This is a genomic window from Asticcacaulis sp. (assembly GCF_051954415.1).
GTDB lineage: Bacteria > Pseudomonadota > Alphaproteobacteria > Caulobacterales > Caulobacteraceae > Asticcacaulis.
The window spans coordinates 1-14,548 of the sequence record NZ_JBQCHT010000036.1; the positions used below are offsets into that span (position 1 = coordinate 1).

A 14,548-nucleotide genomic window follows, 5' to 3' on the forward strand; every position below is an offset into this window, starting at 1 on the left:
TACGCCCATTATCGCGCCGCCTTCGTGGCAGAAAAGGCAGCGGCGGGCGAATGTAAAACCGGGCCGCCGTTACTTCGCCTCCCCATGCCAATGGGGAGGTGGCTTTTGGGTAGCAATTGACGGTGGGGCGCCCCTCCACCGCTTCGCGGTCCCCCTCCCCACTGCGTAGGGAGGAGAAAAGCTCTTGTCAGTTCGGCCAAACAATGCCCCTTCCGGCGCTTCGTGCCCCCCTTGGCCTTTACCCCCTCTTGAAAATTGCTGACCGCAATTTCCAATCTCCCCCTCCAAGAGGGGGAGATTAAAAAAGCACAGGCCCTTCCGCGTGTCCGCGAAAGGGCCCAAAAGCACATCTGACTTAAGGGTGCAGGGTCCGTGACCCTGCTCAGTGGCCGCGATAGCTGCGCACCTTGCCCTTCGAGATATAGTAGTAGTTCATGCCCGCCGGGCGGTCCTCGAAATAGACCACCTTGTGATCGGCGCGCGGCTTAGGCTCATAATAGCCCTTGGTGTAGACATAATAGTTGGCGCCGCGGCAGCGCACTTTCTCGTGCGAGTTCTTGCCGATGACATAACCTGCCGCGCCACCTACGGCCGCGCCGACCACGGTCGATTTGGTCTTGTCGCCCTTCTTGCCGAGCAGATTGCCGGCGATACCGCCCGCCACGGCGCCGATGGCGGCGTCCTTGCCCGCCAGGTCCGACTTCTTGACGTAGCAGTAGCCGTCATAGCTCTGAGCCGAGGCAGTCAGCGGGGCCGCCGCACCCGCGATCAGCGAAAAGGCGCCAGCGGCCAGGGCGAAAACCTTGAGGGAGGAAAACATGAGAAACTCCATGCGAAAATTGGCTATTGGCGGCGAGCTATCGGAAAACATTGTGGTATTTGCATGACATAACATCCTGGCTTTCCGTTACGGCTGCGTCAGAGAAAATAACGCCCGACACGAATTTGCGCTTTACCGGTAACGATTCGGCTATAGGTTATCCTCTATAGTAAACGCCTAGAGCGAATGTACCGGGAGCTTAAGCGCATGGGTCTTGCCGCCAATATCAAGCGTGATTTCATCTTCATGAAGCGCCTGCTGCGCATCCTGAAATGGGTCAAGCCGGTCAATCCCGACTCGCACGACCTGGTGTGCGACGACTTCGAAGCCGTGGCGACGAAATGGCCGAATAACCTGGCGGTCAAGTTCGAGGGCAAGTCCCTCACCTACCAGCAGCTTGATACCATGGCCAACCGCTATGCCCACTGGGGCCGCCAGCGCGGTCTGAAAGCCGGCGATACGGTGGCCCTTTTTCTGCCCAACCGGCTCGATTATCTGGCCATCTGGCTGGGCTTCAACAAGATCGGCGTCATCACTGCCCTGATCAACAATTCGCTGACGGGTGCCGGCCTCGCCCACTGCATAAATATCTCGGTGGCCAGCCTGACCATTGTCGACCAGACAACGCGCGTCGCCTTCCAGGAGATCGAAAGCCAGATAGAGCGTCACCAGGCCCTGTGGGTGCTCGATTTGCCGCGCGAGAGCGAGACCGAGAACTGCCGCAGCCTCGATTCTGCGCTGAAGGGCGTCTCCTCTGTCCGCCCCGATCGTGCCTTCCGCAGCGGACTGACCGCCCATAATGTCGCACTCTATATCTATACCTCCGGCACCACCGGCCTGCCCAAGGCGGCGAAGATCTCCAATGCCCGCGCCCAGCTCTACATGAAGGCGTTCGCCGGCCTGACGCAGATGAAGCCGAACGAAAAGGTCTATTGCGTCCTGCCGCTTTACCATGCCACCGGCGGGCTGTGCGCCGTAGGCGCCGCCCTGCTCAATGGCGCCGGCGTGGTGCTGAAGCGCAAGTTTTCCGCCAGCCAGTTCTGGAGCGATGTCCGCGCCGAGGGCATCACCCATATCGTCTATATTGGTGAACTGTGCCGCTATCTGGTCAATTCGCCGCCGGCGCCCAATCCGGATGATGAAACCAAGCACAAGGTGCGCATGGCCTTCGGCAACGGGATGCGGCCGGAGGTCTGGGACCATTTCAAGTCGCGCTTCCGTATTAAAGAGGTAATGGAGTTCTACGGCTCGACCGAAGGCAATGTGTCGCTGTTCAACCTCGATGGCCATTCCGGCGCCATTGCCCGCGTGCCGAAAATGCTCAAGAAGAGCTTCAACGTCCGGCTGGTCCGCTTTGATTTGGAAAGCGAAATGCCCGACCGTCAACCCAATGGCCTGTGCTATGAATGCAAGCCGGGCGAGATCGGTGAGGCCATCGGCCAGATCGCCGGGGACGCCCGTCACGCCTATTCCGGCTATGCCGACAAGGCGGCTTCGCAGAAGAAGATCCTGACCGATGTCTTCAAGAAAGGCGACCAGTGGTTCCGCACCGGCGACCTGATGCGCCAGGACAAGGCCGGCTATCTCTATTTCATCGACCGCATCGGCGACACCTTCCGCTGGAAGGGCGAAAACGTCTCGACATCGGAAGTGGCGGAATATTCTGCCGCAGCGCCCGGCGTCGAAGAAGCCATCATCTATGGCGTGCCGGTGCCGAACCACGACGGCAAGGCCGGCATGGCGGCGATCATCGCCCGCGAAGGCTTCGACCTGAAAGTGTTCAAGAACTTTGTCGATTCAAAGCTGCCGGTATGGGCCCGGCCGAAATTCGTGCGGATGCTGCATGATGTCGAGACCACCGGCACCTTCAAGTACAAGAAGATGGACCTGATCAAGGTGGGCTACGACATCACGCAGACCACCGACCCGATCTATGTCTGCCATGGCGACGACTATGTGCCGCTGACGGCGGAGATGATCGAAGATATCACCTCAGGCAAGCTTCGGCTTTAGACTGCCTTCCGCGACAGCCAGAAAGCCCCCGCGCAGCCTGACAGCAGCGAGCCCAGGACTACGCCCGACTTGACGGCGATCTGGGCCGCGTCATCACCCGCCGGGAAAGCCAGGGCGCCGAGATAGAGGCTCATGGTGAAACCGATGCCGCACAAGAGGCAGACGCCGTAAAGCTGCCAGGCGGTCGCCCCTTCCGGCATGGCGGCCAGTTTCAGGCGCATGGCCAGCCAGGCGGCGAAAAAGATGCCCAGTTGCTTGCCGGCGAAGAGGCCCAGGGTGACGCCAAGAAAGCGCGGATCGGTCAGGCTGTCCAGCCCGGCGCCGGCCAGTGAAAAACCGGAAGCCGTAAAGGCAAAGAACGGCAGGATGCCGAAGGCGACGTAAGGGTGGACATAATGCAGCACGTGTTTCAGCACGGGTTCGCCGTTCCTGCCAGGATCGAGCGTCACGCAGAAGGCGGCCATGACCGCGACCAGGGACGGCCCTAGCCCCGACTTGATGCTCATCGCCCAGATCAGCACGAACAGGACCGCGTAAAGCGTGTAAAGCACGACGGGCGACCGGCTGATCAGCTTCACCGCCGCCATGACGGCCAGCAGCCCCGCCACCGCCGCCAGATATCCCACCTGGAAGCCGTGGCTGTAAAATATGCCGATGACCAAGACCGCGCCGAGGTCATCGACAATTGCCAGGGTCAGGAGGAAAACACGCAGCGATGCCGGCAGGCTTTTCCCCACCAGCCCCAGTATGGCCAGGGCAAAGGCGATATCGGTGGCCATGGGCACCGACCAGCCACGCAGGTCGCCGCCCGGCAGGAGGTTGATCCCGGCATATACAAAAGCCGGCACCACCATACCGCCGATGGCCGCAATCACCGGTAGGGCCAGTTTCTGCGGGCTGGACAGTTCACCGCGGAAAATCTCGTATTTGATTTCGAGCCCGACAATGAAGAAGAAGATGGCCATCAGCCCTTCCTTGGTCCATTCAAGAACGCTTTCATCGAGGCTCCAGCCAGGAACGGACAGGGTGAAATGGTGATGGATAAAGCCGAAATAGCTTTGCGCGAAGGGCGAGTTGGCCCAGACCACCGCCACCACGGCGCAGAGGGCCAGGACCGTGCCGGAACCGGCCTCGGTTCTGAGGAATTCCAGCAGGGACTTGTTCAGGACTATGTTTTGGGGCGCAGTCATTTTCATGATGGATTTCTAACAGCCGCAGGCGTTATATCCAAGCAAAACCGGATGCCAAAACCATGATATTACCGCGCCTGCCTCTGATTTTTCCAGCCTTGCTGATGGCCGCGTCCATGGCCTGCGCCCATACCCCGGCTGAACCCACACCGCCGATCGTCGGCGGATACCAGACCGCGCCGGTCGATGACCCGGACATAAAAGCCGCCGCAGATTTCGCGGTTTCCGCCGCACCCAAACCCTATACCCTGACCGAAATCGTGACCGCCCGTCGGCAGGTGGTCGCCGGCGTCAATTACAGTCTGTGCCTGCGGGTCAAGACGAAAAAGGTCGGCCTTTTCACCCACGGCCGCTTTGTCGCCGCCAGGGTCTTCCGCGACCTGAACCAGACTTACCAACTGACCTCCTGGCAGGATGTGAAGACCTGCAACTGATGGATTACCAGCCCGCCCCCCGCCTGGCGCAGAGTGCGCTCGCCCTGCATGATCCTGTAACCGCGGCCGATTTTCCGCAGACAATCCTGCGCTACCGCAACCAACGGGCAGCGCAATCGGTGGGACTGGAACACCTGAGCGATGCCGACTGGATCGCCCATTTTGGCCGCTTCCAGCCTTTGCCTGACAACCAGCCGATCCCGCTGGCCCTGCGTTATCATGGCCACCAGTTCCGCCAGTATAATCCCGATCTCGGCGATGGCCGTGGCTTCCTGTTCGCGCAACTGCTGGACAATCAGGACCGCCTCCTCGATCTCGGCACCAAGGGCTCCGGCAAGACGCCGTATTCGCGCGGCGGTGACGGCCGGCTGACCCTGAAAGGCGGCGTGCGTGAGGTGCTGGCCACCGCTATGCTGGAGGCGCTCGGCGTGCCGACCTCGAAGTCCTTTTCGCTGATCGAGACCGGCGAGCCACTGGTGCGCGGCGACGAGCCATCCCCCACGCGGTCATCGGTGCTGGTCCGCCTGAGCCACAGCCATATCCGCTTCGGCACCTTCGAGCGCCTGGCCTACCGCAACGAGGTCGAGACCCTGCGCGATCTCGTCGCCTTCGTCCTGGCCAATTACTATCCAGACTGTAACGATACGGCCACCCTCTTCAACTCAGTGGTAACACTGGCCGCCCAACTCACCGCGCGCTGGATGGCCGCCGGCTTTGTCCACGGCGTGCTCAATACCGACAATATGAACATCACCGGCGAGAGCTTCGATTATGGCCCTTACCGCTTCCTGCCTTATTACGATCCGAACTTTACCGCCGCCTATTTCGACCATACCGGCCTTTATGCCTATGGCCGCCAGCCAGATGCGGTGCTGTGGAACCTCGGCCAGTTGGGCCGCTGCCTGACACTGCTCATCGAACCTGAGCCGCTGATCACCAGTTTCAACGCGTTCAATGTGCGCTACGAACAGGAACTGGGCCTGGCCATCTGCCGGCGGTTGAATATCCGGCCAAAACCAGACAATGCGCCACTGGTGGCCACGCTCTACGCCTTCCTTGCCACCCTGCGCAGCGACGGCAGTTTCGAGGGTCTGTTTTATGACTGGTTCGGCGGCTGTATGAGCGAAACGCGCGCCCTTTCCGGTCCGCGCGCCAAAAGCTATGCCGGCGCCGCCTTCACTGCCTTCCATAACCTGCTGAAAACCTATGATGCTGCCGCACCGGAAAAGCTTGATCATCCGCGCTTCAGGCAGGCCGATCCGGAAACCCTGCTGATCGACGAGATCGAGGCCATCTGGGCGCAGATCGCCCTGGAAGACGACTGGTCGCTCTTCGACGCCAAACTGGCCGCCACGGAAACCTACCGGCAGGCATTGGCATGGTAAAAGAACGCCGGAGGAAAGCTCCATCCGGCGTCTTTTCGGCTTGCCCTCTCAAGGGTGTCAGCGGCGGTTCCAGCGCCCCCGGTTGCGGTCTTCGTCGTCGCGGGCATAGTAGCGCTCGCGGTCATTGTAGCGGTCACGGTCATAATCCTCGCGGCCGTAATCAGAATGCTCGCGGCTCATCCAGCCGCCACGGTCATTTCCCCGCTGGTAACCGGAGTGATCGTCACGGTGCCGCGCCAGGTTCTCGCGTCGCATATCTTCTTCGTCGACACGGCGGTAGTCATTAAACTGGTAACGATAATCGGGTTCACGGTTTTCCCAGTGTCTGCGATGTCCGGCGCGATGACGGTCCTCGCGCTCCTGATCGGCGCTGTATCCGGCGCGGTCATCGCCATAACCCGGAACCAGGTCGCGGCGGTAGTAGGCATCCGCCTGGCGGTCATAACGGTCACGGTTGCGATAATCATAGTCGCGGTCCAGCGGGCGTTCATCCCTGCGGAGGTCACGACGGTCGCGCCATTCCTGGGCGTCATCTCTCAGGCTGCGCTGGACACTGACATCGTCATCATCCCGATTCCACGGGGCAACCTGGGGCGTGTAGGCGCGGCCAACCATATTGGTGCCGCCGGTGTTGTCGTTGATATTGTAGTTTCTGGGCATGGGAGTCTCCTGATCGCCTGGTCCGCGGATGTCCTCAGATGTCAGGGGAGTTTAGGCGCGCCTCTGTAAGATTGGCATCCCGATGGCGGGGCCAGCCATAAAGGTTTGGCAAAGTTACAGGACGGAACAGTTGGTCAGTTGCGCGAAATATTCCAGCGCCGCCGTACCGACCACGCTGGAACCGAATTTATCCAGTTCCGGCGACCAGACGGCGATGGTCGCCTGTCCCGGCACCACCGCCAGGATACCGCCGCCGACGCCGCTTTTCGCCGGCAGTCCGACGCGATAGGCAAAGGAGCCGACGCTGTCATAGGTGCCGCAGGTGAGCAACAGCGCGTTCAGCCGGCGGGTCAGGCGTGATGGGAAGATGGTCTCTTCGGCGATGGGTGAGAAGCCATCGGCCGCCAGCGGCAGGGCGGCGCGCGCCAGTTGCCGGCACGAGAGGGTGATGGCGCACTGACGGCAATAGGCGGCAATCACTGCCTCGACCGCGTGTGTTATGGTGCCGGCGCCACGCATCAGATTGGCGATGGCGCGGTTCTTGTGGGCGGTGTCAATCTCGCTTTGCGCCACCGCCGCATCGATCTCAAGCCGCGAGCCGCTCAACATGCCGATAAAATCGCGCACCAGCAGTTCCGGCGCCTTGACCGTATCGAGCAGGATATCGGTGATGGCCAGGGCGCCGGCATTGACAAAGGGATTGCGCGGCACGCCCTGCTCGTATTCAAGCTGGGAGAGGAAGTTGAACGGCGTGCCCGAAGGCTCCTTGCCGACACGGGTCCACACCTCGTCGCCGATCTGATTCAACGCCAGGCCCAGCGCGAACAGCTTGGTGATCGATTGCGCCGAAAAGGTCTCGTCGGCATCGCCTATGACATGCTCGCCACCGGACACGGTGCAGACGGCCATGCCGAACTTGCCGGGATCGATGCCGGCCAGTTGCGGGATATAGTCCGCCGGCCGCCCCTTGCCGAACTGCGGCCTGACCATCAGCGCCACCTCGGCCAGCACGTCGTCTATCGAAACGCCTGATTTCATGCTCAGGACGATGCGCTGGATGCGTCCGCTGTGTCCAGTGTTTCGACAAAGCTCAGCGTGTCAAAAACCAGTTTCGTAATGTCGGCGATGACCGAATTGCGGCCATCGGCATCGAGCGTGCCGCCGGAGGTATAGATAGACAGGAAGACCGGTGGCTTATTGGGCAGCCAGATAACACCGACATCATTGGTGGCGTTGTTGGCGCCGGTGCCGGTCTTGTCGGCCACCACCGCGCCTTTCGGCACGCCGGCGCGGATGCGGGCATTGCCGGTGGTCGTGGCGACCATCCAGTCCTTGAGCAGGCTCAGGCTTTGCGGCTGGAGCCCGGTGCCGGTAAAGACGGTTCGCAGCAGGGTACTCATCGCTTCCGGCGTCGTGGTATCCTGCGCGTCACCGTCGATATTGCTGTTGAGCGCAGGCTCGGTGCGGTCGAAACGCGTGACGGTATCGCCGAGACGACGCACAAAGGCGGTCAGGCCGGCCGGACCGCCGATCAGCGGCAGCAGCAGGTTCGCGGCCGTATTGTCACTGAGCGAAACCGCTGCCGAACACAGGTCGCCAATGGTCATTTCGCCTTTGGCGGCGTGCATGGAGGTGACCGGTGCATATTCAAGCAGGTCTTTCTTGTCATACTTGATGAGGTCCGCGACCTTGAGCTTGCCCTGATCGACCTGTTGCAGGATGGCCGCCGCCAGCACCCATTTGAAGGTCGAGCACATGGCGAAACGCTCGGTCGACTGCATGCTCAAAGAGCCATTGGCTTCGGCATTGGCGGTGGCCGTGCCCGTCAGGGCGGATACCCCGACCCGGCCGCCATGACGCTTCTGGATTTCTATCATGCGTTGGGCAAACCCGAGCGCCTGCGTCACTTTTTCAGAACAGCCAGCGAGCGCCAGCGCGGCCCCGCCACTGAGGATGAGACCGCGCCGCGAGATCATTTTGCACCTTCCGACTTGGCACCGATATGCGTATCCAGCCAGTTGAACACCGTGTCATGCCACTTCAGCGAATTGGCCGGCTTCAGCACCCAGTGGTTTTCATCAGGGAAGCGCAGGAACTCGGACTCGATGCCCTGGCGCTGGAGCGCCGTGAAGGCGCCGATGCCCTGCTCGACCGGGATGCGGTAGTCCTTGTCGGAATGGACGATCAGCATCGGCACCGACCAGTCCTTGGCATGAAGCGCCGGGTTGAAGGTGTCATACTTCGCCGGGTCGTCATAGATCATGCCGCCCTGCTCCCATTCCTCAAACCACAGTTCCTCGGTGGAATAGCCCATCATACGCGAGTCGAAGACACCATCGTGCGAGACGAGACACTTCCAGGGTTGCTTCCAGTTCCCGGCGATCCAGTTGACCATGAAGCCGCCATAGGAAGCGCCAAGTGCACAGGCTTTGTCGCCGTTGAGGAACTTGTACTTGTCGAGCGCATAGGCCCAGCCCTTTTGCAGGTCTTCGAGCGGGCGATCGCCCCAGTGTTGCGAGATGGCATCCTCGAAGGCCTGGCCGTAGCCGGTCGAGCCGTGGAAATCGATCATCACCACCGCGTAACCGGCGCCGGCGTAGGTCTGCGGGTTCCAGCGATAGGACCAGCCGTCGCCGAAGGAGCCCTGCGGCCCGCCGTGGATCAGGAAGGCGACCGGATAGGACTTGCCCTCTTCATAGCCCACCGGCTTGATGACGTAGCCGTGGACGTCCTCGTTGTTCCAGCCCTTGAAGCTAAACTGCTCGTACTGGCCGGTGGTCAGGCCGTCGAGCACCGAGTCGAACTGCGTCAGGTTGGTGGCGCCCTCATCGATAAACGCAGCCTTCGGCTTGGCCTGATAAAAGGTCGAGGGCCGGTTCAGGCTGTCCTGCAGGAAGACCATCCCGCGCGGGGTCTCGGCGTAAGAACTGGTGTGGCCATTCTTCGTCAGCGGCGTCACCTTGCCGGTCTTGACGTCGACACGGAAGAGGATGTGCTTGCCGACGTCATCGGCATCGACCAGCAGGCTCTTGCCGTCCTTCGACCACTGCATCCCGGCGACCGAGCGATCCCAGTCTGGTGCCAGTTCGCGGGCCTTTCCGTCTTCGCCCATCAGCATGATGCCAAAGCGATCTGCCTCGAAGCCGGGGCGCTTCATGGCCAGATAGGCGACGGTCTTGCCATCCGGCGAGACCCGCGGGGTGCCATCCCAGGCCTTGTTATCGGTCGTGTGGTCGGTCAGCGCGCCGCCGGTGACCGGCACCGAGTAGATGTCGAAATTGGTGCTCCACGGCTCGGACTTACCGGCCTCACGCGCCGAGAACCAGACCGTCTTCGAATCCGGGCTAATCGTGTAGTCTCCTTCGTCGCCATAGGGCTTGGAAGGCACATCCCCGTCATAGCCGTCGGTCAGGGCCACGGCATCGCCGCCCGCCATCGGCACATAGAACAGGTGGTTGCGCGTGCCATCGGCCCAGGTGTCCCAGTGGCGGACGAAGATCTTGTCATAGACCGTGCCGGAGGACTTGTCGGCCTTGCGATCGGTCTGCTTTTGAACGGTGCAGGCGATCTCCTGGCCCTTGCATTCGGGGAAGACGGCGAGGCCAACGACAATCCCCTTGCCGTCCGGGGTGATCTGGTAGGCCTGCACGTCGAGCGGCAGATTCGTCACCTGCATGGTGGCTGCGCCGATCAGATCAGTCTTCCATACCTGGTCGGTGCCGCCCTCGCCGCGGCCGGAGATGAAATAGATGCTGCCATCCGGGCCGAACTGCGCATTCGAGGCGCCGCCTTCGGAAACGGCCAGCTTCACTTCCGCCTTGGTCGGCTGGGTCAGGTCCTTCAGCCAGATCGAGTTAACGCCCTTGTTCTTGTCCATATCGGTGACGCGGATACTGAGAACAGCATAACGGCCGGTCGGATCAAGCTTGAAGCTATTGATCCGGTCGAGCTTGATCATTTCGCTATAGGTCAGCGGAGCCGCGTGAGCCGCACCACAGAGCGCCATCAGAGAAACCGAACCGGCCAGCAAGACAGCCGTGAATTTGGATTTGAGGAACATGGACCAACCTGTGTCGTTTGTTACGAGTTGGTATGTGTTAAAGACCCCTTTGACGGACTTGTCGAGCGTCGGAGCAGAAACATTGCCGAATTTTAATGTTACGGCACCGCTTCCTTAGCCAGCAGGGCACGGATGTTTTCCATGGTCTGGATGGTCTGTTTCGGCAGCTTCATTTTGAACATCGGCGACATCAGCTTGGCCATGAAGCTATGCGGCGTGATGTCGATATGGTGTGTCAGGCGCGTGCCTTCACCATTGGGCTCCATGCGGAATTCGACAATGACCTGCATCATTTTGTCATAATAGCGGTAGGCCATATGACGGTCTTCTTCATAGGCCGTGATCACCCCATCCATCAGGCCGTGGCGGCCGCCCTCGCAATAGGCATAACGCAGCTTGTCGCCGACCTTGTTGGGGCCAGAACCCTGCTTGGCCACGCCTTCGCAGCGCTTGAGCCAGAGCGGTACTTTTGAATAATCGGCCAGAAGCGTGAACACCTGATGCGGGGATTGCGGCAAATCGATACCATGCTGAAAACTGATCGCCATGAACGGACCCTGTTCCTCCCCGGATAAGGTAAAATTGACAAACGCCGGATCAAAGAGCCTAACATAGGCCGGCCAACTGACAAGTCTTTAGAGTCTCATGACACCCGCAAAAACCGGCTTCCTCGACCTTCATGTCATTCGCTATCTGCGCCACAAGCCGCAATTGCTCCTGTCTGTCGCCGTGGGGCTTGCCGTTCTGGCCGGCTGCCTGTTCCTGACGCCGCTGAACGGTATCACGGCATCTCTGGTCGCCTGGAACAGCTTCGCCGTATTTTATATACTCATCTCGCTGCACGCCATGATGACGGCGAATCATGAGACCCTGAAAAGCCATGCGCACCTTTACGACGACGGCGAAGGGGTGATTCTGCTGGTATCGATCCTGGCCGTCATATTGAGCTTCGTCGCCATCGTTGGCGAACTGGCGACCACGCAGACCGTCAGCAATCCGGCGAAAGCGTGGCATATCGCCCTTTCCGGCCTGACCCTCATGAGTTCGTGGACCTATATCCACCTCGCCTTCACCTTTCACTATGCGCACGGCTATTATGCCGAACTACCGCGCAATAAAGGCAAGGCCGGACTGATATTTCCGGGTACGGATGCGCCGCACTATATGGACTTTCTCTATTTCGCCTTTGTGATCGGCACGTCCGGTCAGACGGCCGATGTTGATTTCGCCACCACCGATATGCGGCGAATCGGCCTGATCCACTGCGTTTCGGCCTATCTGTTCAACGCCACCGTCCTGGCCCTGACGATCAATATCGCGGCTTCGCTGATCTCGAAATAGCCCCTATTCCGGCGTCGGCAGAACGGCGAGCACAAAGAAGAACTGCTCGATGGAGCGCACCACGTCGCTGAAGTTTTCCAGGTTGAACGGCTTGACGATATAGGCATTGGCGTGGAGCCCGTAGCTGCCGGCAATATCCGGCGGCGCCGACGAACTGGACAGGATAATCACCGGTATATGGCGCAGCACGTTGTCAGTCTTGATCTCCGCCAGCACGTCCTTGCCGCTCATCATCGGCAGGTTGAGGTCAAGCAGGATGATGTCCGGCAGGCTGAGACCGGCATGTTCGCCTTCCCGTCGCAGCATGGCCAGGGCCTTCTCACCGGTCTCGGCCACGGTCAGGTTGTTCTCGATCTCGGCCTGGCGGAAGGCGCGCGCCGCCAGCAGAGCGTCTCCGCGATTGTCCTCGACCAACATGATCTCGGCCGGACGCCCTTCCCGAATAAGCAGATTGGCCATCGTCTATCTCCCAGATGCGCAGCTTACCCGGATTTCGGATTTTTCGGAATGGTGAAAAAGAAAGTACTGCCGATATCCGGTTCGGAAACCGCCCAGATGCGACCACCGTGGCTTTCGACGATTTTCCGGCACACCGACAGGCCCAGGCCGGAGCCCTGTATGCCTTCCCAGCTATGCAACCGCCGGAAGGGTTCGAATATCTGGTCTATAAAGGCGTCTTCTATGCCCATGCCGTTGTCGCGCACGGATATCCGCCAGTCGTCGCCATCGTCCTCACAGCCAATATGGACGACTGGCAATCGCCGCGGTTTCTGGTACTTGATGGCGTTGGCGATCAGATTCTGCATCAGGCGCATCAGTTGCACGCCATTGCCGCAGATGACTGGCAGCGGATCATAGGTGATGACCGCCTGGCTTTCCTTCGTCAGGGTGCGCAGGTTTTCCAGCACATGGGCCAGCTCAACGCGCAGATCGACCTTGTCGTAACGTCCGCTGTCCTTGTCGAGCCGGGCATATTCGAGCAGATCCTGGACCATGTCGCGCATCCGCCCGGCCGAATCGCCGATGATCTTCAGGTACTCGCGGCCGTCATCGTCCAGCTTGTCGGCATAGTCATGGGCGATGATCTGGCTGAAATTGAGCACCATGCGCAGGGGTTCCTGCATGTCGTGCGAGGCAACATAGGCGAAGCGTTCCAGCTCGGTATTGGAATCGGTCAGGCGTTTCAGCAGTTTCTGGCGTGCCGCCTCGGCCTGCTTGGCCTTGGTAATATCGCGGATGATGCCGGTATAGTGCGGCTTGCCGTCGACATCGAAGGCGCTGACCGAAAGATCGGCGGAAAAGGTCGTGCCGTCCTTGCGCCGCGCCTGTACGGCCCGCGCGCCGGCATCGATCGGCAGGTACTCGCTGACATAACGGTCATGCTCGGTATAGGTCGGGTCGGGCATCAGCAGCGAAATGGGCCGGCCGATCACTTCACTGGCCTGATAACCGAACATGTCTTCGCAGGCGGCATTGAAACTGCGGATCCGATCGTGCTCGTCAATGGTGATGACGCCGTCCAGCACATTGTCGATCACCGCCCGGCTGGCTTCCTCGCTCTGCCGGTAGAGGCTTTCCAGGGCCTCATTGGCCTGGGAAAGCTGCTGCGGGCTGGGCTGGGTCAGGGCGCGCGGCACGGTGAGCAGAACCGCTACCAGGCACCACAGTGAAACGCCGGCATAGACGAGCCGGAACAGACCCGATGCCAGGTAATCGGCGTGCCAGATCAGCCAGATATCACCGAGCGCCAGTATCCCCGTCAGTCCGCTCAGGACCGCGAAGATCATGTAGAGATTGCGCATGGTCAGGTCGCGGCGCTTCGTGCGGATATACAAAAGCGCCCAGCCCATCCCGAAGGCGGAAAGTCCGATGCCGAGGTCGGACAGCACATGCAGCCACAATATGCCCGGCTGCCACAGGAAACCTGCTCCGTATGGCATGAAGGTGCCCACGCTGTGATGGATGTCGCCCAACGTCTTTCCCCGGCCTTATTCCCGCGCCTTCATAACATGAACGCCCGGCCTTGCGTTTAAAAAACAGGTTTACACCAAAGAGCCCCGCGAGGGTAAGTCTTGATTTTGAATGCACAAAGTTAATGGATTACCGCTTGCGGGGCCGTCAAAAATCAGACACCTTCGGCCAAACTGGACTGGGGAGGACAGAGTCGCATGAGCCGGATCGCAGACAGGGCGCGCACCGCACAGGTATTGCTGGTCGAGGATAACCGCGGTGATGCCGTGCTCACCCGGCGAGCCTTCAAGCGCGCCAACCTGGCCAGCGACATCGTGGTGGCGGAGACCGGCGAAAAGGGCCTGAGCATCCTGCGCCGCGAAGGCGAACATGCCGAGGCCGCCCGTCCGGACCTGATCCTGCTCGATCTCAACCTGCCGCACATGCACGGCCAGGACTTCCTGCAAACCGTCAAGGAAGACCCGGACTTCAAGCGCATACCGGTGATCGTGCTGTCGAGTTCCAGCGCCGACATGGATATTACCGACAGCTACGACCACCATGCCAATGGCTACATCACCAAGCCGCTGGATGCCGAAACCTATGACGATATAGTGACGTGCATAGAGCAGTACTGGTTCACCCTGATGCAGTTGCCGCCCGACCAGCCGCCGCCGGCCTACAGCTAAATCTTT

At 60.4% G+C, this 14,548-nt stretch carries 14 protein-coding genes; 5 read left to right on the forward strand and 9 right to left on the reverse strand.

The features are described from left to right. Positions 1–382: 382 nt before the first annotated feature. Positions 383–820 carry a glycine zipper domain-containing protein gene (locus ACTHND_RS13830; protein WP_440178534.1) on the reverse strand — a complete coding sequence of 146 codons (438 nt, stop codon included), beginning with the start codon at positions 818–820 and terminating at the stop codon, positions 383–385. 207 nt (positions 821–1,027) lie between these two features. On the opposite strand from ACTHND_RS13830, the gene ACTHND_RS13835 reads away from it, so the two are divergent. After that, positions 1,028–2,833 (forward strand): long-chain-acyl-CoA synthetase, encoded by a 1,806-nt coding sequence (locus tag ACTHND_RS13835; protein WP_440178535.1) that lies wholly within the window; start codon positions 1,028–1,030, stop codon positions 2,831–2,833. On the opposite strand, the gene nhaA is transcribed toward ACTHND_RS13835, so the two are convergent. Then, a complete protein-coding gene (nhaA, locus tag ACTHND_RS13840) occupies positions 2,830–4,029 on the reverse strand; it encodes a Na+/H+ antiporter NhaA (RefSeq protein WP_440178536.1) in 1,200 nt (399 codons plus the stop codon). The two genes, ACTHND_RS13835 and nhaA, sit on opposite strands and share 4 nt — an antisense overlap. 56 nt (positions 4,030–4,085) lie before the next feature. On the opposite strand from nhaA, the gene ACTHND_RS13845 reads away from it, so the two are divergent. Together ACTHND_RS13845 and ACTHND_RS13850 are read left to right on the forward strand one after the other, a co-directional pair. Beyond that, entirely contained in the window at positions 4,086–4,457 is a 372-nt protein-coding gene (locus ACTHND_RS13845) for a cystatin domain-containing protein (RefSeq protein ID WP_440178537.1), read from the forward strand. After that, positions 4,457–5,842: a protein adenylyltransferase SelO gene (locus tag ACTHND_RS13850; protein ID WP_440178538.1), complete on the forward strand. Its 1,386-nt coding sequence runs from the start codon at positions 4,457–4,459 to the stop codon at positions 5,840–5,842. The genes ACTHND_RS13845 and ACTHND_RS13850 overlap by 1 nt, the downstream gene beginning before the upstream one ends. Positions 5,843–5,899: 57 nt before the next feature. On the opposite strand, the gene ACTHND_RS13855 is transcribed toward ACTHND_RS13850, so the two are convergent. The 5 genes from ACTHND_RS13855 to ACTHND_RS13875 all read right to left on the reverse strand — a co-directional run bounded on the left by ACTHND_RS13855 (position 5,900) and on the right by ACTHND_RS13875 (position 11,110). Further along, entirely contained in the window at positions 5,900–6,502 is a 603-nt protein-coding gene (locus ACTHND_RS13855) for a hypothetical protein (RefSeq protein ID WP_440178540.1), read from the reverse strand. A gap of 114 nt (positions 6,503–6,616) precedes the next feature. Then, positions 6,617–7,540: a glutaminase gene (locus tag ACTHND_RS13860; RefSeq protein ID WP_440178541.1), complete on the reverse strand. Its 924-nt coding sequence runs from the start codon at positions 7,538–7,540 to the stop codon at positions 6,617–6,619. Between the two features lie 2 nt (positions 7,541–7,542). Then, on the reverse strand, positions 7,543–8,478 hold the full coding sequence (gene bla, locus ACTHND_RS13865) for a class A beta-lactamase (protein ID WP_440178542.1): 936 nt from the start codon (positions 8,476–8,478) through the stop codon (positions 7,543–7,545). Further along, a complete protein-coding gene (locus tag ACTHND_RS13870) occupies positions 8,475–10,562 on the reverse strand; it encodes a prolyl oligopeptidase family serine peptidase (protein ID WP_440178543.1) in 2,088 nt (695 codons plus the stop codon). The genes bla and ACTHND_RS13870 overlap by 4 nt, the downstream gene beginning before the upstream one ends. Before the next feature lie 98 nt (positions 10,563–10,660). Next, positions 10,661–11,110: an SRPBCC family protein gene (locus ACTHND_RS13875; protein ID WP_440178544.1), complete on the reverse strand. Its 450-nt coding sequence runs from the start codon at positions 11,108–11,110 to the stop codon at positions 10,661–10,663. Positions 11,111–11,207: 97 nt separating this feature from the next. Between ACTHND_RS13875 and ACTHND_RS13880 the strand changes: the two genes are divergently transcribed. Then, positions 11,208–11,903, forward strand: a complete 696-nt coding sequence (locus ACTHND_RS13880) for a DUF1345 domain-containing protein (protein ID WP_440178545.1) — start codon at positions 11,208–11,210, stop codon at positions 11,901–11,903. 3 nt (positions 11,904–11,906) lie between these two features. Here ACTHND_RS13880 and ACTHND_RS13885 read toward each other — a convergent pair whose 3' ends face one another. Both ACTHND_RS13885 and ACTHND_RS13890 read right to left on the reverse strand, forming a co-directional pair. Next, the gene (locus ACTHND_RS13885; RefSeq protein ID WP_440178546.1) at positions 11,907–12,362 is read right to left on the reverse strand and encodes a response regulator; all 456 of its coding nucleotides are present in this window, start codon (positions 12,360–12,362) and stop codon (positions 11,907–11,909) included. Between the two features lie 23 nt (positions 12,363–12,385). Continuing rightward, on the reverse strand, positions 12,386–13,843 hold the full coding sequence (locus tag ACTHND_RS13890) for a sensor histidine kinase (RefSeq protein WP_440178547.1): 1,458 nt from the start codon (positions 13,841–13,843) through the stop codon (positions 12,386–12,388). A 228-nt stretch (positions 13,844–14,071) separates the two neighbouring features. On the opposite strand from ACTHND_RS13890, the gene ACTHND_RS13895 reads away from it, so the two are divergent. Then, positions 14,072–14,542, forward strand: coding sequence for a response regulator (locus tag ACTHND_RS13895; protein WP_440178548.1), 471 nt, complete (start codon positions 14,072–14,074; stop codon positions 14,540–14,542). Positions 14,543–14,548: the final 6 nt, after the last annotated feature.